Here is a 19,655-nt window from a genome sequence, read left to right as displayed (position 1 = left end):
TATTTTATCATAATAGTCACCTGTTTTGGAAAATAGATCAAAAGTAAAAATTCCTTATGGTTTATTCACATTTCTGGTTAAACTAACCTTACAACCGAAACTATCGTTGGAAAAATATGAAGGAGAAATATAAAGTGAAAAAACTGATAAAAAATAATGTTTACTGGGTGGGCTTTATTGACTGGGAGCTAGAATCCTTCCATGGAGCAGACTACTCCATAAACCACGGTTCAAGCCAGAATGCCTACCTAATTAAAGAAGAAAAAAATGTTCTCATTGACACGGTGTAGAAGCCACATTCAACGGAATTCATTGACAACCTAGAAAAAGAGATTGATTTAAATGAAATCGATTATATTATTGCCAATCATGGAGAAGTAGATCACAGTGGCTCTCTTCCTGCATTGATGGAGAAGATACCAAACACTCCTATTTACTGTACAGCAAACGGGGTAAAATCCCTCACTGGACAGTATCACCATCCGGAGTGGAATTATCAAGTGGTGAAAACAGGGGATTCCATTGACATTGGCAATGGAAAGAAACTGGTCTTTGTAGAAATGAGAATGCTTCACTGGCCCGACAGCATGGCCACCTATCTGACAGGCGATAATATTCTTTTCTCAAATGACGCCTTTGGGCAGCATTTTGCTGTAGAAGAATTATTTAATGATAAGGCTGATCAGTGCATGCTATGGGAAGAAGCTATTAAATACTATGCTAATATCCTAACCCCATTTTCACCCCTAGTGAAAAAGAAAATTGAAGAAATACAAGGGCTGAATCTACCCATTGATATCATTGCAACTAGCCATGGCTCTATTTGGAGAGAGAATCCATTACAAATAGTAGAAAAATATTATGAGTGGTCCCAAAACTATAAGGAGGATCAGATTACCGTTGTTTATGATACGATGTGGGATGGAACGAAACAGTTGGCACATAAGATCAGCGCAGAAATCGCGCGGATTTCACCAAATACTAGGGTGAAAATCTATAATATTTCCAAGACAAATAAAAATGATATTATGACAAAAGTATTTAAATCAAAAGCAATTGCTCTTGGATCTCCAACCGTATACGGTAGCATCCTTTCATCTGTAGGCGGGTGGCTTGAATTTCTAAAAGAGTTGAAATATAAAGATAAAAAGGCAGCTGTATTTGGATGTTACGGATGGGGTGGAGAGGGAACAAAGGTCCTTCGCGAACGCCTGACAGATGCAGGATTCATGGTGGTAGATGCAGAAGCTAAATCTCTTTGGAATCCAGAAGAAGCGGACTTTCAAAATGCAGAGGAAATTGCTAGGGCCCTTTGCCAATAATAATAGATTAGTATACAGATTACATTCACAAAAGCCAGAGAATTAAAGCGCTCTCACGCTCCGATTCTCTGGCTCTTTTTTTATAGGTATACATACTAATTTATCTTATTTATATCTTTCAATTTGCAGCATTAAGAATTTTAGCTTCTTTCAAATCTATTTTTGCTTTATGACCGTGTTTTTCAAGCAAATGTAGTAAATTTCCGCCATTAAGCAATGTCAACGGTTTATTTTTAATAAATTCATAAGCATCTGAACCATAATCTGCTGTCGTTACCAAGATTCCTTTGGTAGCTCCTTCATTCATAACCGTTCCATATAAGTCTCGTACAGCAGATACCCCCACCGTATTCGTATATCGTTTCGCCTGAATTACTATTTTACCGCCTCTTATTGGGTCTGGATCAAATGCAACAGCATCTACTCCCCCATCCCGACTTGCCTGAGTAACCTTTACTTCTCCACCATTAGACGAGAACTCATTCTCAAATAATTCTCTAATAAGATGTTCAAAATCTTCCCAAGGTATTGCAGCTAAATTGGTTGAGTCATCCAATTGGTTGCTTACGTTATAGGATTCAACAAAACGTTTATCCTCTTTATTCATAATTAATATCGGCTTTATTGGTGTTATACCCGCAAGTTTTGAACTTCCAATACCCTTTAAATTTTTAAAACAAGCTTTTGGGTCTACGTTCTTTAAATCAATATTTTTATACTCCTCTCTTTTCACCTGTAGACTAATGATACAAGCATCCTCCCGTATACCAGTAGCTTTATTCATATAATTAATCCATCCATTAAATGAAATCGCATCTAAAGCATTTGCAACATCTGCTTGAAATTCTTCATACAATACTCGTAAAACTAATTTATATATTGTCGAATCAAATAATTTCTCAATAACATTTTTATTGAAATAAATCTCACTAAGTTCATTTTTGGTAGCTATATATTTCACTTCTTTAATGTTAGGAAATGCTTCTATATCTGGTAGCATATAATCTATAATAAGTATTTTTGTTTCTGTATTATAGCCAATATCATATTCTTTATTAACAAAATCAGGTAATACAGAATTATCAAGAACCATATTACAGTATTTAATTACAGCATTAGTTTCATTACTTAAGTATTGGCCTTTAAATTTATCAATATTTGAATTGAATTCCTTTTGTTTGCATCTATAGGATTCTTTCTGCTTTTTTAACTCACGTGACTTTTTCTCATATTCTTCTATGCTCTGATGATATTGCGCTAACAATTGCTTATTTAAATGTTCCTTTTCTTTATATATAATATCAATTTCATCATATACTATTTTATACTTCTTTTCTGCTTCCATAATTGCATGATCACTAAAAGATTTGAATAAACTAGTAAATATATTAAATTGAGGCTGAAATTCAGGAGCATTCTTATCAGGATAAATTGGTAAGATAGCAAGTACTGGTTCAGATGGTTTAATTAAATTTGGCCCTTTAAATTCACTATAATCCTTTAATTCATGCCAATTTATAATGTGATTAATTTCCAAAGTATCAATTAATATATTCTCAATTTCGCTTATTTTTTCTTCTGCTTCTTTCGTTCTTCTAGCCGCTTCTTCTAAACTAACTTTTTTTATATTCTCGATACGTTTTTTTTCCTCAATTACATTCCACTTCTCATTCCATTTTTCTATTTGAACTCGTACTTTATTATTAAGAATATCTATCTCGGGTGCAGATACTATTTTATGCTCCTTTATACCTTCATGCCATATTTCTTGTTGATAACGTAATATTTTAGTTCTATTCGAATTCAGGACATTTTCTAATTTCCCATAGCTTATTAATTTTGAATCAAATTCTCCATAATCTTTCACTTATAACATCTCCCATTGCATAGTACTAAAATGTACCATTAATGCTTTAGTATACCTTTGTAACACATAATTATACTAAAAAATAATATAACGAAACTATTATGTAATGATAAACTTATTAATATTTATTTTATATCCATCAACCATTGCTTTACTATGTTTCTAAATAACTCTGGTTGTTCAATTTGCAAATTATGCCCTGCCTTATTAATCGCGCAATAAGTTGCATTTGGATACTGATTCATCAGCTCAAACTGATCTTTGTATCCTACTTCCGTATCCTGCTTGCCCACAATAGTAAGACAAGGATTCATATATGGTGCATCCAATTGATCTACATCAAAAGAACATGCACCGTCTAAGACTTCCTCTAAAAAATGTCTGTCTTGCTCTTCAATTGCTGGCAGAATGTCCTTTTGATATAACTCCCACACAGGTTTTGTTAAAATTACATTCATATATGTAAAACTATCATATTGTTCCTTGCTAAGTGTCTGTAAAAACTCATCGTCCCTTTGCATTACTTTAAGTGGTTCGATTCTACCTTTTTGATAACCAGGGTATACCAATGGCCATAGCATAATGATTGCCTTTACCATATCAGGATATTGATTAATATAACCTCTTGCTAAATAACCACCATATGACTCTCCTACTAGAATAAATTTTTCACACACTACTTCTTTAATAAATAGATGTAATATTTCTAAGATATCATCCGAATTCTTAATACTAGGTCCAGCATGAGACTTGCCCATTCCAGGTAAATCAATGTATATACGGCTGTATAATCCTCTTGTATCTTGAAACTCTTGAAAAATAGGTTCAAAACAACCTGACATAATTCTACGGTCCATCCCCCAACCATGCAAAAACAGGATTGGTATACCTACACCAACACGTTCATAATCAATAATTGTATCCTTAAACATATATTGACTCATTTCATTACCTCTTTCTTCTTTGATAATAGATAGATTATGCAAGTTGTTGCAGCATATACAGTTCTTGATAAGCTTTACATGTCGTAAGAAGTTCATTATGAGAACCAGAATCTAGCACCTGCCCCTTATCTAATACATAAATAATATCTGCATTCTGTATGGTAGATAATCTATGGGCAATAATAATGGTTGTTTTACCTTTTCGCAACTGATCCAGATTCTTTTGCACCTGATACTCCGTCTCTGTATCAAGCGCAGAGGTCGCTTCATCTAATATAAGGACATCGGTATTTCTTAGCATAGCTCTAGAAAGTGCCAGACGTTGCTTTTGTCCTCCTGATAGCATGGCTCCCCGTTCTCCAATATAGGTTTCATACTGTTCTGGAAACTGTTTAATAAATTCATGACACAGCATTTTTGAACAAATCTTTTCTATTTCTTCATTTGAAAACATTTTATCGAACGTTAGATTTTCCCTAATTGTGGATGGTATAAAATAAGGTTGTTGAAATACAATGGATACCTTCTCGGTGTATTGCTCCCCGTACCTAGATAATGGAATTCCATTCATAGTAATTTCTCCTTGGTCCGGTTCATACATACGAGTTAGAAGCTGTGCAATGGTAGACTTTCCACTTCCACTTAACCCTACAAGAGCTATCTTCTTACCAACAGGCAGTTCTAAGGAAAGATCTTTTATAACTGGGTCCTTGTCCCTTCCATATGCAAAAGTAACCCCATGAAAGCAAATGGATTGCACCCTCTCTTTTACCTCTTCTTTTCCATAACTCGCATCTTCTTTGTTCATCACGGATTGCACAGTTTCAACCGCCGCTTCAAACTTCTTGAAATTAAGACCTTGATCAAATAACAAACCAAGCTCCGTTACAAGCTGATCCACAAAGGTAAAGCCTACTACAAATTCCCCTAAAGAAATCGTGTTATGTATCACACCGATACCACCACACAAAATAGATATAAGCTTTGTACCATATAAAAATGGTGCACTTACAAACATTACTTTGCATTGGAAAAATCCTTGCTTTAGTATTGTTGCAAAATATTCACCAAAGGTTTTATGATATCGTTCTAACTGCCAAGCCTCACGATGATAAGCTACTACTTCTCTGATGGAAGATACACTTTCCTCAATGGTAATGGAAACCTTTCCTTTCTGCTCTCTCACATTTTGTGAGAAATCCTTCGTTTTCTTACCAAAGATATGAAGCAGTCCATAATAGAAAAAGGTAACAAACACAACGATAAAAAGCATAAATACATTAATCTTTCCAATGAAATAAATCAACAAAGCTACAGTAAGCACATTTTTCACTGCTTCTGATAAGATTTGATTCACTGCTAGATCTGCTGCATCAGCTACATTCGTACGAATATGATTCAAAAGTTCTCCCACGTGTTCTTTCACAAAATCTGCTGTTGGCATATTGTATATTTTTTCAAGAAATGCTTCTGTAAGAGACATCTGTAACTCATAACTAAGATGAAAAAATGCTACTTTTCGAACTGTAAACATGAGTCTAGGAGCAAAAAAGAAAATGGCGTACAGCATAATGATTTTTAAAAAAGCTTCATATTGCTTTTGATAAAAAACACGGTCAATCATATCTTTTTGCAATAACGTTGCAATAATTGGTGTTACGCACTCTAATATAATGGCTGCATACCCCAAGAGTAACCAATACATTTGCTTCATATATCGAAAAACATAAAATATATTATTTTTCATCCTGCATACCTCGCATTACTAGATTATAAAAAAGCCCTTTACTGCTCATTAATTCCTCATAAGAGCCTTGTTCTTTCACATAACCAGCATCCAATACTAGAATAGAATCATAATCCCGAATGGTTGATAGTCTATGGGCTACCGTAATTACGGTCTTACCAATTGTGAATTTCTCTAATGCTTCTTTTACAGCTAATTCAGTTGCATTATCTAAGGCTGAGGTTGCTTCATCTAACAGAATCACCTTAGGATCATTTAACATCATACGAGCAATAGAAAGTCGCTGTTTCTGTCCACCGGATAAGCTAACGCCTCGTTCACCCAATATCGTATCATAGCCATCCTCTGTCTCCATAATAAATTCATGGGCTTTTGCCATTTTGGCGGCTTCAATAATTTCCTCGTCTGTTGCATCTGGCTTGCCAAATCGAATATTATTCTTGATTGACATATGAAATAAATAGGTATCCTGAAATACATAGCCAAAAAAAGAACGATACTGATTAAAACCTAGCTCTTTCACACTCACGCCACCGATTTTAATATCACCAGAAGTGACATCATAGAATCTTCCAATTAGTTTTAGTATGGTTGATTTTCCACATCCACTTTCTCCAACAATAGCTAACTTTTGAACAAATGGAATATTACAGGATACATTCTCTATAATAGGATGTTCTTTTTGATAATAAAATCCTACGTTCTCTAATTGAATGTCAAATGAGGTAAGTGGCTCCTGCTCTGTTATCTCATTTCTTTTAACAGCGGGTTCAAGTGCCAGAAAATCATACAAGTATCTGGCATAATTAATTGCATTGTACTGAGCTGGAATAATATAAAAAAATACAGAGAATCCACGTGATATCAATCCTATTAAGAAACTATAACCAATAAGTTCACCAATCAGCAGAGTTCCTTGCCTTACTTCTTGTAAACCATAAAAGTAAAAAAGAACTGTTGATATGGTTAAAGTCAATCCTACTGTAGTATAACGAAAATGACGCCAAAAAATAGACCACATACGGGCAGTTTTATATTTCTTAAAATCCTGAATAGTTCTATGTATGATCCAGTCTTTGCTTCCAGCCATTTTTAATTCTGTCGTCGCTTCGATTGCATCGTATAAAGATTGTTGAGATGTTTGTGCAGCACTTGATTCTATTGTTAAATAATACTCAATTCTTTGGTTGGCAACCTTATTTAAAAATATATATATAATATTTCCTACCATCGTAATGAGAAAAAACACTGGTTGTTCCATAATCAGGACCACAGACGGAACCATAAACTGTGCCATAGCATAAATAAACTGAGGAAATAAAAATGTATAGGTCTGCTGCGTCTGGCCTACCGCATTTTCAAATATGGACAATATCTGACCAGTAGGAACTTTTTCATAATAAGCATATCCCAGTGATTGCAATTTTGTCATAAGATCCGTCTGCTGATCTTTTATGATATGATTTGCTATAATCTGCTCCATTAGCTGATAGATTGCCTTTGCAATCAATATCACAACAACAATTCCACATAAGAAGAGTATCTGTCTTCCCAATATGTTTAAGTCTTTCTTTGGAATGGTGTAATCTATTAGATGCCCCATTCTCCTTGGAATCATCAGCTCTCCCCAGATCATACCTCCTCCACATAGAACGTAGATGCTGGTAAGTAGCATATATGGCTTAAAATAACCTAATGTCCAAAGATACACTTTCCATAGTTCTTTTTTACTCATTTCTTGCTTGTCCAATGTCAACACTTCCTTTACTGCAAATCTAGTTAGAATAATATAACTTTTCGACCTTGCTACTAATAATATCCTATTTTTTTAAGCCTAATAGTTTCACTCTTTTCTATTATATACCTTTATATTACATAATTAAACAACTTTGAATATAACTTGAATATTATAGATTAACTTCTTATAATTGAATTCTTAAACCTATAAAAGACCGTCCATTCTCAGTTTAGCAAGTTGCTAAAGAAATCTGAAAATGAACGGTCTAATATGTTATTTAATATATCTATCTTGGTTCGAGTGTCAAAAGTCTTACACAATCTAAATTGTGTATATTGATGTGTGATTCTTGAGGGTAAAGTAACCATAATTCACAATTATAAGCGATATACACTCAATAAACATAAAAAGACTTTCGACACCTAACCATATCTTTATACCTTAAACTTATCTACTGTACCCTTAAGTTTTTCAACTAATTCTTCTAAGTTACTAGTTGTATCTCCAAGTTGATGCATACAGGCTGTTTGCTCCTCATTGGATGCAGTAACTTGCTCTGTTGCAGCTGAATTTTCTTCCGCTACAGCAGCTACATTACTTATAACCTCATTTGTAATGTTAGCTTTGTCCGTCATAATATTTGCAGCTTCTGATACTTCTAATACGATTGAATTTATTTCCCCGAATACCTTCTCTATTTCTTCAAAATTCTTACCAACTAAAGTTGCAACATCAACACCATGTATTACTTCATTCGTACCGCTATTCATTTTGTCTGCAATCATTTCAATTTGCTTTTGTACTCCGCCTATAAGCTCTGAAATTTTATTCGATGCAGTACTTGATTGTTCAGCGAGTATTCTAACTTGCTCTGCAACTACAGCAAATCCTTTTCCTTGTTCTCCCGCTCTAGCAGCTTCAATAGCAGCATTAAGTGCTAATAAGTTAGTCTGATTTGCTATATCATTTATTACATCTACTATTTGTCCGATTTCTCTGGATTCCTCTAATAATTTTTGTGTTTGTTCTACATTGTAACTATTTGTTGCAGCAATTGCTTCAATACTCTGAACAGCTTGTTTAACGCCTTCTGAACCAGAGCTACTTACTTTTTTCGATTCATCCACAACATTAATCATATAGTCGCATTTATGTGAAATTTCTTTTATTGCATTCACTAATTCTTCTGTTCCAGTTAATGCTTTGCCTGCACTTTCAGCTTGTATTACCGCACCTTCTGCTATTTCCTGCATGCTTCTTGCAACTTCATCCGTTCCTCTTAAAGATTCCGATGTCGTTACAACCAAACTATTTGATAATATGCTGACTTCGTTCGCTGAATCTCCTATAGCAGTTATCATCTCTTTTAGCCTTCCAACCGTATTGTTTAAGCTATTTCCGACTTTCCCGATTTCATCATTGGTATTAAAATCTAATTGTTTGGTAAGGTCACCTAATGCAATTTGTTCTGAAAATGTAGATAATTTAACTAATGGTGATGCTATTCTTGTCGCCACTAGCATGATGATAGCTCCTATCATTATAACAATTGGAAAAGTAATTAGAAGCAATGTATTCATCATTTTTTCAGAAGAAGCAAATAATTCTTTTTCTGATACTACACTTGCAACACTCCATCCAGCTAAAGGAACTCGATTGTAAAATACAATGAATTTACCCTTATCAGAAGTAAATCTATATGTACCAAAATCTTTTTTCATCATTTCTTTACCCAATGATGTCATATTAGAATCTGCCACATCTGATATATTACTTTTCATAATTAATGATTCATCTGGATGTACAAGAATCGTACCATCTTTTCCAATTAATAAGCCATAACCTTTCGTTCCGAATTTAAATGCTTTTACTTTATCTTGAATATAAGAAAGGTTTACACCTGATATCATTGTTCCGATTGATTTGTCAGCTTCATTTTTAATAGGTACACCAATTACTATTAAAGTTTTACCAGTTCCTTTTGATACTACTGGATTCGATATGTTATAAGGAACACCACTCATTAAGGTTTGATACCATGGTTTTTCAGATACATCACCTAATACCGCCTTTCCATTAGAATATTGTGCTCTAGATATACCATCATTATTAAATAAAGTAGCAGATGCATTATCGTACTCACCAGGATAATTTTTATCTAAAAATTGAATTCTATCCGCATTGAATTTATCAACAGCGTTAATATCTGATTGAATTAACTTCGCTGTCGGGCTATTAGCAGCACTTCTTACCTCAAGAAGTTTTCCCTCAATCCAAGTGTTAATATTTTCAGATAATTTGTTTGTTGCTTCTACCCTGTTATCAATAATTTGCTTCTCAATCGTTTTCCTAAATTGAAAAAAAGCTGTAAAACTTAACACTAACATTGCAATTATTACAGCTGGCAAAATACTAACTAACAGTTTCATCTTAAAGGATAATTTTCTGTACAATATTTATTTCCCTCCACAAAAATTAATCTTATTTTCAATTTTTAATTACAATAAAATTATATTGGCTAGTAAATATTATGTCAACCGATTATCCGGAAGATGAAGTAATTACCAGCATTTCTATCTTCATTCTTTTTATTGATAGAGGTTTTATGTAATACTATCATAATTTATTAATATAATGTAATAAAATGATTTTTGAGGATATTATGATTACATACATAGTACAACCCGGAGATACAATTAAGTCCATAGCAAAAAGTTATAAAGTGTCAGTTGAAAAACTGGTTTTAGACAACGGATTAACAAATCCTGATAATTTAGTGGTAGGGCAGTCCATCGTTATTGTTTACCCCAAGCAAACTCATACGGTTAAGGACGGGGATTCACTAAATAGCATTGCTACCACATATCATATTTCTGTAAAACAGTTGCTTAGAAATAATCCAATACTTTCTGATAGAACTTATATATACCCAGGCGAAATCTTAATTATTGACTATGATTTAGAAAAAATAGGTGATATTTCAACAAACGGATATGCCTATCCTTATATCAGTAAAGATTTACTACGATATATACTACCTTACTTAACATACCTTACTCTCTTTACCTATGGGTTAACTTCGAATGGTGAATTGATTCAGATTGATGATACAGAAATTATAAAGATTGCACGAGAATATCAAGTAGCTCCCCTCATGCTAATTTCAACTATATTAAATGTTGGAGATTTTAGTACTGAGCTTACTCACAATATTTTGAGCAGTAAGAACATTCAAGAACATTTAATCAATAATATTGTAAATAATATGAAAGTCAAAGACTATTTTGGCCTATATATCAATTTTGGATTTATTCTGATTGAAGATAGCCCAGCTTATCTTGATTTTATAAAAGAATTAACAGATAGACTTGCTAAAGAAGGATTTGAAATATGTGTAGCCTTAGCTCCAAATATTATAGATCAGTCAGGAGTAATCTATAAAGGACATGATTATGAAGGCCTAGGAAAGGCTGCAACCGCCATTCTACTTATGACATATGACTGGGGCAAAACCTTAGGACCAACAACTTCAGTAGCTCCAATCCCTATGATGAGGCAAGTATTTGATTATTCTATCACCAAGATTCCTCCTGCAAAAACTTATATCGGGATACCAACCTTTGGATACGACTGGACTCTTCAATCGATTAGTGGCATAACGATAGTACATTATCTAAGCAATAACTCAGCTATTAATTTGGCAATAGAAAAAGAAGCAGTTATTCAATACGATGATTATTCCCAATCACCATTCTATTTTTATGAAGATAGTACAAATCATATATTACATATTGTATGGTTTGAAGATGCAAGAAGTGTTGATGCAAAGTTAAAATTGGTTACTGAATACGGGTTCCGCGGAATTAGCATATTAAATGTAATGGAAAAATTCCCTCAATTCTGGTTTGTACTTAATACACAGTATAATATACGTAATGCCATATAAATACGACCGTTCATTCTCAGATTAGAAAGTTTCTAAAGAAACTCTGAAAATGAACGGTCTATAAGTTGTTCCTTAACCCATTTCAGGCAATACCTTTTCAATAATACAGTTTGAATTAGTAATCAGCCATAACTGTGGATTATAATTCATGATATTCCACAATCCATTTCCCCGCAAATTATTTTCTATAACTAAATTGACTATTCCATAAATAGTTCTGGCATCAACAAACCATACTATATGCTCAATTATACTTTCACCCAAATTATTATTATACTCATAATTAGGTGTTTCTGAAATTTCATCAAATTGAATCGTTGATTCCATTAATCGTGCCAAATCAAGTGCAGAATCTAAAGTAATAGCATTTCCCTCTGAATAACCTTCAACGTATGGAAGAGTCCAATCGTATCCTAATAGCGGGAATCCAACGTTTATTTTTTTAGGGTCTATCATTTGCTTCATATAGTCTACATATAATGAAATATTTGCGACTGAACTGACAGGCATTGGAGGTACATATTGAGTTCCCCAGAAAAATCTCATAATATAAACTTCTTCCACCAAATCATTAAAAAATGAATAATCTACTTCTTCAAAATACAGTTTATTTTCTTTGATTGTAAAATTAGGATCTATTGTAACAAAAACTGGATACCCTTCTTTATGAAAGTGTGCTGTAACTCGTTTCAGATAATTTATATATAGTTGTTCCGTAGCCTTACTTAAAAATGTAATGGTAATATTCACCCCGTAATAGCCTTTTTCCTTCATAACTTTAATCATATTCTGTGCATGATTATCCTGATACTCTGGATTTAAGAGTATTTCATAAATCATTTCTGGATTCCTTACACCTTGAAATGTAATACTTGTCACAAGCATCACTGGCGCTACTCCATATTGTTTGGCAGTCTTAATCAATTCGGTATCGTCATAGAATGATTCAATCTCGCCCTTTTTCAATGTTTTATAGTTTAATATTGACAGATAGGTTAAGTTCGGTAATGCCTTCTTTAGAACGTTCATATTAACATAAGGAAATGCATAGGCATTTGTTGTAATTGTTGCTAATGTATTATAACTAATTACAAGTTCTTCACCAGGATAAATATATTCCCTTTCCCAAAGAAATGGATTGTTACGATATAATTGCATGATTGATATTCCTTGATTTAATGCAATATCAGATAGAGTATCTCCTTCTTTTACAACATATATCTTTTGCGGATAGGTAATTACAATTGTTTGCCCTATTACTAAATCAGTTGGATTATGTAATCCATTTTCTTGAATTATTCTAGCTTCTGAAACTCCATATTTATTAGCAATTGATGTAATTGTATCACCAACCTGTACTACATAAATTATCATATTTATACCATATCTCATGTTTTTACTATTATATATATGAATTAATCTTCATCATATTACCACACTTAATAGCTTATATCTTTTTTAGCTAATAATGCGTAAAGAGTTACCCACTTATTGGGATTGCCAACCTTTCCAATCTTATAGACTGGTTTAGACAGAGCTTTATCAAGAATATAATGTCCATCCCCATCTCTTTTGCTATCTAGTACAGTCCATGCTTTTTTGCACCTTTCATCGGCACCATAGCCTAGCACACTAAGTGAATACATGGCCATTTGCAATCCAATTTTTACAGGATCAAGAGGATAAAAGGTACCGGCTAAGTCAGGCACTACAAAAGCATTATGATCATGGTTGGCGTATAATACTTCACGATTCAAATAATAATTTACTAGTTCTTTTTCCTGTTGTGGCATAGCGTATCCTTTTTTCTTTAGAGCTGCCGCCAATAATAGATATGTACCTGTCTGACGGTAGCAACCCTTAGCCAAGTTTATTTTAGGCTTTTTACTAAGGCAGCCATAGCCACCGTCAGGCTTTTGCTTTTCAAACACATGGGATACTTCTTCTCTAACTCTTGGTTCATCCCCATAACCCAGCAATATTAAATTGCGCAGTAACAAGGCTTCCCCACACATCATTTGAAACTCAGTTTCTTCAATAAGAGCGTTTACATATCCGTCCAGTTCTATACCAATATCCTCTCTAGTCAGACCAAATTCAGCAAATGCAGATAATACGTTGTAAGTCTCCCATTTCTTACCCATTTTCAATTTTTGATATACTTTATCAAATACCTCCGAAGATAATAAGGTATTTTTAACATCTCTTACTTCGGTGTCATCCTTTTTCATTTCCAACAACTCAAGCATTGTTCTATATTGAATCTCTGGATTTTTGTCTTCTAATAACCATCTAATAATTTGTTCCATACTATCTCTCCTATTTATTATTTCTTCACTATTCGTTTAACATCAACACTATAGTTAAACTTGATACAACCCTAAGTACAACCACGATTTCCTTTTTCCCTATAGCACACTAATAATACAACATCTAATATGACAGCAGTCTGTCATATTAAAGATAAGTAAAGAAAAAACACGCCTTGCATTGGGCGTGTTTCAGTTTTGAAGCATCTCGTTATTCATATATCTATTTCTAACTCCAAGTCAACTTCTCAAGTGCAATGTGACTACGATACCAATCATCGCTTTCTAGAAGTACTTCCGGCGAGCCAGCATTTTTAATTCTACCATGTTCCAATATAACTACCGTATCGCTTGCTATCATTGAAGATAGGCGGTGAGATATTGACAATATAGTATGAGAATGGCTTGCCTTCTTAAGTACTGACACTATTTTTTCTTCCGTTATTGAATCAAGGTTTGCCGTAACTTCATCTAAGAGGAGGATAGGAGGATTGGTTACTATAGCCCTGGCGATTGCAAGAAGTTGTTTTTGTCCCTGTGAAAAGAGATTATCACTGTTTACTATCGTATCCATACCATATTCTAATGACTCAACATAATCCTTAAGTCCCACAAAATCGAGAGCCTTTTCTGCTTGTTCTCTTGTAATACTCCCATCTTGTAAACTGATCTGATCCGCTACAGTACCCTTAATTACGTGAAAGCTTTGATCCACATACCCAAAGATCTTGCGTTTTTCAGAGTTTGGTATATTGTAAACATCCACTCCGTTTATTGTAATACTGCCTTTAGTTGGTTTCAAAAGCCCCATTATGAGCTTAAATAAGGTTGTTTTACCAACTCCTGTTCTTCCAACAAACGTAACCTTTTCATTTGGTTTTAAATTAAGGTTAATGTTATGAAGAATGTCTGCACCTTCTTCATACTGAAAGCTAATATTATTGAAAGACAATTGCACATCCTCACGATTTGATATCATATCCTCAGCCTTTAAGTCCTGTTCCTTATAATCATCTTCGGCTTCATTATAAAAATCATTTACTCTTTTAATTCCAGATATGGCCTGTTGAATATTTTGAAGTTCCATACCAAGGTTCTCAATTGGCGCAAACAAGTTGGATATTAATTCAATTGTAGCTGCAACCATACCCAAGGATATACCTAAAAAGTTAAGCTGCTTAGAGGATAATACAACAATCAAAGCAATTACGACAGCACGAGTACATTGAATGATGGGTGAGTATATCGAATCATAGAAATTCACTTTCTCTACGGTTTTATAATTATCCAGTAAATATCTCTTATAATTCTCTTCCATATAACTTTCCTTACTGTAGGATTTAATCATCAGTATATTTTTTAAACTTTCTGAAATATGATTATTTACCTTGCCAATAAGTATTCGATTTTCAATCTGCGCTTTCAGCATTCTTTTTTGAAACTCTCGTGTAATACCATAAATAGCTGGAATCAGTAATAACGTTACCATTCCAATTCTGCTACTAAATATCCATATTGAAATAACAATACCTATTAGCTTTAAGCAGTCAACCATCATTCCAATAATACCGCTTGTAAATAGTGAATTAATTGCATCAACATCATTTGTAAATCTTGATACCACAACCCCTGAACTGTTCGAGGAAAAAAACATCGCATTAATCCTTTCGAGTTTTTCCATCATTTCAACTTTTATCTCTTTCGTAATTTTTTGTCCTAGGATTGTAAGAACAGCTTCTTTTACAAAATCGAAGATTCCTATAAGTAGTAATATCACAGTGTAGGAAGCCGCCAGCGTAAGTAATTTTTCAGATTTATGAGGTACAAGATTATGATCAACGATATATTTTAAAATCTGAGGAGGAATTAAGCTTGTGACAACTACTCCGCATATTGCAAACACTAATAATATACTTAACCCGATATTATGTGTAATAGCTTTACCGATTGCCCTTTTTATTAAACTATTCTTCATCGCTGTCTCCCCCCTCTGTACATTGTAACTTATATATTGTTGCATAAATCTCGGAATTTTTCATAAGCTCTTGATGTGTACCGTAATCTGCTGTTTTATTGTTTTTCAATAGTATTATGTTATTTATTCTATTAAAAATAGCCAATCGATGAGAGATTAAGATAATCAAGCTATCTTTGTAATTGTTTTTTATATTCTCAATAATTTTCTCTTCTGTCTTCATATCAACTGCCGAAAAAGGGTCATCTAAAATGATAATTTTACTTTTGTTAAGAAGTGCCCTAGCAAGGGCTATTCTTGCCTGTTGCCCACCACTTAATTTTATTCCACTATTTCCAACTAAAGTGTTTTGCCCATGTGGCATTGCCTGCATATCCGTATCAAAACAAACCTCCTCTAAAACAGACGATATATCTTGTACGCTTCCCAGTGTTATATTGTTGTATATGGTATCAGAAAGTAGTTGAGGTCTATGGCCTAGGTAAGATATCATCTGACTTTTCTCGTATTCTGAGTAGTCTTTTAACTCCTTACCATCTATCTTAATACTTCCTAGATAGGGATATAAGCCGGTTAAAGATACTCCAAGTGTAGATTTACCAGAAGCAATCGAACCGGTTACACCTATAATTTCACCTTTTCTAGCTTCAAGGCTGATGTCCTCAATAATATTTTCTCTGCCTTTCTCATAAGAGAAGCTTAGATTTTTCACTGTTAATGTGGTATTGTTATTCATATTAGAAGAAGTATCTTTGGTTTTATATTCTGTTAGATATGGCTTAATACGCTTCCAAGAAACCTGTGATTTTTGTACAGAATTAAAGAGCTTTGCTGCTTTACTTGCCTTAACCGCTACAGCAGTAAACATAGCTACATAAGTAGAAAAAACGCCCACAGTCCAACCACCATGAATAACCTTTGTACCCCCAAGGTAAATAACCATATTAATTCCAAGCATTGCTATAACATTATATACTGGTTGCATGGAATTCTCTAATATATTGGCCTTAATAGCCTTATCCTGTAAATCCTTTAGCTCATTCTTATATTTGGCTTTATTTTCAACTTCCATACCAGTTACTCGATAAAGCATGGAATTCTCAATGATATCATAAGTAATATCTGCAACCTCGCTGCTTTTCGTTCGATAATCCTTTGAATACTTATATATAATACTTTTTAATTTTTCAGCAATAAACATAGCTACTGGAACAAAGATCATAGAAAGCACAGTTATTCTAACATCATATGTAAGCATGGATATCAAATATGCAATCATAAGTACACCAGTATCAAATACTTCTGTGGTAAATTTCCTCATACCTTCAACACACAAATCAACATCAGAAATAGCGCGTGTCATTAGGTTTCCTGTATTCTCATTATCAAGTTCCGAAGTACTTTTATTCATTATATTATTATAGATCATAAGTCTCATGGTAGCACTAGTACTATTCGCAAAACGTCTTATATAAAAGCGCTTAAAATAGCGTAAAAGTTGAACCATTCCTATAATTGCGACATAAGTAGCAGCTAATATTAACACTGAGGTTAGGTTGTCTCCACCTGCAATAGAATCTATGAGCTTTCCCTGATAGATAGGACCTAGAATGATCATACTATTAAAACTCACTCCGAATATAACAATGCAAGCTACAACATACTTTTCTTTCTTCCAATAGTTCATAATTTTGTCTGGATGTTTCATAGGTTCAATCTTTAATTTTGACATTATAATATCACCTCCATAAGCAAATCATATTCCAAATAATATTATAATGCAATCATATTTGAGTGGAATCCTTTAAAGTGAATGAGTTTGTTATATCAAAGGTAAAGGAATAGAGTATGACTATTATCAGATAGATATAATCATACTCTATTCCTTTCAGTAATCGCTCTTGTCAGATATATTTTACTTTAATCAAAATTGTACATTCTCACACTGTATGCTAAAATAGGATAAAATAATCTTATATAGTTGGGGGGATCTTTCATGAAAGAATATTCAATTGGTGACTTTGCAAAAAAACTCGGTGTAACTGTGGATTTTTTAAAATATTACGAAAAACAAGGTCTGCTTCATCCTAAGAAAAATTCCTCTGGATATCGTTATTATGATGTCTCTTCTACCTCTTTAGTAAATGAATGCATCAAGCTAAAGAATTGGGGATTCTCATCAAAGGAAATTGAAAAACTGTTGCTTACAACAACATATGAAAAGACAGTGGGCTATTTTGAAGATAGACGCAGTGAACTTTTACAACAGATACAATTTCTACAAGGTCTTGTAGAGTATAGTGAAAATATGTCAAAATCATTACCTTATTATTCTGGTATCGATCAATGGAATATTATGAAAAAAGAAGGCTTTTATTATTTATCACAGAGTAAAAACTTTGAGTTAAATCATAATATTAGCAATATTATAAAAGAATGGATAAAATATATACCATTAGTCTCTATTACTGCCCGTGTAAACTATATACCCGAATCCCCTGTCATCGAATGGGGATTCTCTGCTCCACAGAACATCGTTCACGAACAGATGCTTCCAATCAGCGAACCTGTAGAATGGATTCCTCCCATGCGTTATTTAGAATTCTATGATAGGCGAATCTTAGAAGATAATCCTCAAAATGACGATCTAAATCAGGTGCGTAATAATATGTTCATCAATGTAAACAAAGTCATCGAGAAATATAATTTACACGTTGCTGGTCCAAGTTTCTTCATAGTCGAAACCAAAATCCGCGAAGAAGGGGCACGTTATACTTATCAAAAAATATACGTGCCTTTGAATGAAACAGAGTAGGAGTAGAATTATAGACGATCCATTAAGAATCGATATGCCATCTCATCTGCTGCCTTTCCCATCGAAGGTCCATGACAGGCTTTAGAGCAAGACACATAAGTTGCGTCTGCACCTGCTGCTATTAATTCATGATATAGATTCTCACTCTGGTTGATAGGAACTACTTGGTCTTGTCCGCCATGCATGATAATCATAGGTGGACAACTGGCACTGGCATAATGGTTCGCACTGCATTTTCTAGCAAGTTCAATGTATTTCCAATCAGGATGATTCGTATCACCACTTTCCAATACTTTATTTAGTGACCACAAGCTTCTTCCTTCTCCTGTATACCCAAGAATCTGAGTCTCGATTTCTACAGCTTGATTCGCTACATTATCAATCTCTGTTCCTACTAGATCCTTTGGAGGTCCATCTAATTCTGCAGCACCTGCTCGAATACATTCTTCCAAATCAGCTGGTGCATAAAAGACAGCTGCTGCCTTAACTGCACTGGAATACTCTAGATTTCCACCTACATTGCCTTCCATCTCTACACATTCTGAACTCATTGCAACCATTGCTGCAAGATGTCCTCCAGCTGAATTACCTAATACACCAATTCGCTCAGGGTCGATGTGATACGTATTCGCATTTGCTTTTAAAAAGCGAACTACTCCTTTGCAGTCATGTATGCAAGCAGGAAATACTGACTGGCTTGCTAATCGGTAAGATGGTGATATAATTGTATATCCTTGTTCCACCAATTTTACCAGGTCCCTGCAATATACTGCTTTCTGAGTGACTTGCTTATATTCTCCCCACATCCATCCTCCACCAAAATAATAGATGATACATGGACCTGGTTCCTTCTGATTTAAATCCTGATAAATATCCATCATCAGTGTATGTGACTGTCCATTATCAAGAACCACATCTGCATAGGGAACATCTTCATACCGTGGTGGACGTCCTGGTGGGCATAAAGGTTTTACAATTGTTGATTTTTTCAT

Annotated in this window: 14 protein-coding genes; 4 read left to right on the top strand and 10 right to left on the bottom strand. The window is 33.9% G+C overall.

Annotated features, from left to right (window positions below):
- The first annotated feature begins 134 nt into the window (after positions 1 to 134).
- The gene (locus tag bsdtb5_RS21765) at positions 135 to 290 is read left to right on the top strand and encodes a hypothetical protein (RefSeq protein WP_330611913.1); all 156 of its coding nucleotides are present in this window, start codon (positions 135 to 137) and stop codon (positions 288 to 290) included.
- A gap of 21 nt (positions 291 to 311) precedes the next feature.
- The gene (locus bsdtb5_RS02630; RefSeq protein ID WP_330612002.1) at positions 312 to 1,322 is read left to right on the top strand and encodes an oxygen-binding di-iron domain-containing protein; all 1,011 of its coding nucleotides are present in this window, start codon (positions 312 to 314) and stop codon (positions 1,320 to 1,322) included.
- 118 nt (positions 1,323 to 1,440) lie between these two features.
- Here bsdtb5_RS02630 and bsdtb5_RS02625 read toward each other — a convergent pair whose 3' ends face one another.
- The 5 genes from bsdtb5_RS02625 to bsdtb5_RS02605 form a co-directional block, all read right to left on the bottom strand.
- A complete protein-coding gene (locus bsdtb5_RS02625; RefSeq protein WP_271714500.1) occupies positions 1,441 to 3,189 on the bottom strand; it encodes a restriction endonuclease in 1,749 nt (582 codons plus the stop codon).
- Positions 3,190 to 3,314: 125 nt separating this feature from the next.
- Complete coding sequence (locus bsdtb5_RS02620; protein ID WP_271714499.1) at positions 3,315 to 4,133, bottom strand: alpha/beta fold hydrolase; 819 nt, start codon at positions 4,131 to 4,133, stop codon at positions 3,315 to 3,317.
- A gap of 34 nt (positions 4,134 to 4,167) precedes the next feature.
- A complete protein-coding gene (locus bsdtb5_RS02615) occupies positions 4,168 to 5,880 on the bottom strand; it encodes an ABC transporter ATP-binding protein (protein WP_271714498.1) in 1,713 nt (570 codons plus the stop codon).
- Complete coding sequence (locus bsdtb5_RS02610) at positions 5,870 to 7,630, bottom strand: ABC transporter ATP-binding protein (protein WP_271714497.1); 1,761 nt, start codon at positions 7,628 to 7,630, stop codon at positions 5,870 to 5,872. The genes bsdtb5_RS02615 and bsdtb5_RS02610 overlap by 11 nt, the downstream gene beginning before the upstream one ends.
- Before the next feature lie 422 nt (positions 7,631 to 8,052).
- Positions 8,053 to 10,071: a methyl-accepting chemotaxis protein gene (locus bsdtb5_RS02605; protein ID WP_330611912.1), complete on the bottom strand. Its 2,019-nt coding sequence runs from the start codon at positions 10,069 to 10,071 to the stop codon at positions 8,053 to 8,055.
- 209 nt (positions 10,072 to 10,280) lie between these two features.
- Here bsdtb5_RS02605 and bsdtb5_RS02600 point away from each other — a divergent pair, with 209 nt between their 5' ends.
- Positions 10,281 to 11,564: a LysM peptidoglycan-binding domain-containing protein gene (locus bsdtb5_RS02600; RefSeq protein WP_271714496.1), complete on the top strand. Its 1,284-nt coding sequence runs from the start codon at positions 10,281 to 10,283 to the stop codon at positions 11,562 to 11,564.
- A 72-nt stretch (positions 11,565 to 11,636) separates the two neighbouring features.
- Here bsdtb5_RS02600 and bsdtb5_RS02595 read toward each other — a convergent pair whose 3' ends face one another.
- From bsdtb5_RS02595 to bsdtb5_RS02580, 4 genes are all read right to left on the bottom strand, one after another.
- The gene (locus bsdtb5_RS02595; RefSeq protein ID WP_271714495.1) at positions 11,637 to 12,938 is read right to left on the bottom strand and encodes a LysM peptidoglycan-binding domain-containing protein; all 1,302 of its coding nucleotides are present in this window, start codon (positions 12,936 to 12,938) and stop codon (positions 11,637 to 11,639) included.
- A 65-nt stretch (positions 12,939 to 13,003) separates the two neighbouring features.
- Positions 13,004 to 13,873: a hypothetical protein gene (locus bsdtb5_RS02590; protein ID WP_271714494.1), complete on the bottom strand. Its 870-nt coding sequence runs from the start codon at positions 13,871 to 13,873 to the stop codon at positions 13,004 to 13,006.
- Between the two features lie 229 nt (positions 13,874 to 14,102).
- Positions 14,103 to 15,848, bottom strand: coding sequence for an ABC transporter ATP-binding protein (locus bsdtb5_RS02585; RefSeq protein ID WP_271714493.1), 1,746 nt, complete (start codon positions 15,846 to 15,848; stop codon positions 14,103 to 14,105).
- Entirely contained in the window at positions 15,838 to 17,580 is a 1,743-nt protein-coding gene (locus tag bsdtb5_RS02580) for an ABC transporter ATP-binding protein (RefSeq protein WP_271714492.1), read from the bottom strand. The genes bsdtb5_RS02585 and bsdtb5_RS02580 overlap by 11 nt, the downstream gene beginning before the upstream one ends.
- Before the next feature lie 264 nt (positions 17,581 to 17,844).
- On the opposite strand from bsdtb5_RS02580, the gene bsdtb5_RS02575 reads away from it, so the two are divergent.
- Positions 17,845 to 18,663 (top strand): MerR family transcriptional regulator, encoded by an 819-nt coding sequence (locus tag bsdtb5_RS02575; protein ID WP_271714491.1) that lies wholly within the window; start codon positions 17,845 to 17,847, stop codon positions 18,661 to 18,663.
- A gap of 8 nt (positions 18,664 to 18,671) precedes the next feature.
- Here the strand turns inward: bsdtb5_RS02575 and bsdtb5_RS02570 are convergent, their stop codons facing one another.
- The gene (locus bsdtb5_RS02570; protein WP_271714490.1) at positions 18,672 to 19,655 is read right to left on the bottom strand and encodes an alpha/beta hydrolase; all 984 of its coding nucleotides are present in this window, start codon (positions 19,653 to 19,655) and stop codon (positions 18,672 to 18,674) included.

The organism is Anaeromicropila herbilytica (assembly GCF_016591975.1).
Taxonomy (GTDB): domain Bacteria; phylum Bacillota; class Clostridia; order Lachnospirales; family Lachnospiraceae; genus Anaeromicropila; species Anaeromicropila herbilytica.
This window is presented reverse-complemented; position numbering and strand designations above follow the sequence as displayed.

Bases quoted from the DNA above. Each gene is read 5' to 3' on its own strand.
- bsdtb5_RS02620 (WP_271714499.1), bottom strand. From the start codon at position 4,133: ATGAGTCAATATATGTTTAAGGATACAATTATTGATTATGAACGTGTT.
- bsdtb5_RS02615 (WP_271714498.1), bottom strand. From the start codon at position 5,880: ATGAAAAATAATATATTTTATGTTTTTCGATATATGAAGCAAATGTAT.
- bsdtb5_RS02600 (WP_271714496.1), top strand. From the start codon at position 10,281: ATGATTACATACATAGTACAACCCGGAGATACAATTAAGTCCATAGCA.
- bsdtb5_RS02595 (WP_271714495.1), bottom strand. From the start codon at position 12,938: ATGATAATTTATGTAGTACAGGTTGGTGATACAATTACATCAATTGCT.
- bsdtb5_RS02590 (WP_271714494.1), bottom strand. From the start codon at position 13,873: ATGGAACAAATTATTAGATGGTTATTAGAAGACAAAAATCCAGAGATT.
- bsdtb5_RS02585 (WP_271714493.1), bottom strand. From the start codon at position 15,848: ATGAAGAATAGTTTAATAAAAAGGGCAATCGGTAAAGCTATTACACAT.
- bsdtb5_RS02580 (WP_271714492.1), bottom strand. From the start codon at position 17,580: ATGTCAAAATTAAAGATTGAACCTATGAAACATCCAGACAAAATTATG.
- bsdtb5_RS02575 (WP_271714491.1), top strand. From the start codon at position 17,845: ATGAAAGAATATTCAATTGGTGACTTTGCAAAAAAACTCGGTGTAACT.
- bsdtb5_RS02570 (WP_271714490.1), bottom strand. From the start codon at position 19,655: ATGAAAAAATCAACAATTGTAAAACCTTTATGCCCACCAGGACGTCCA.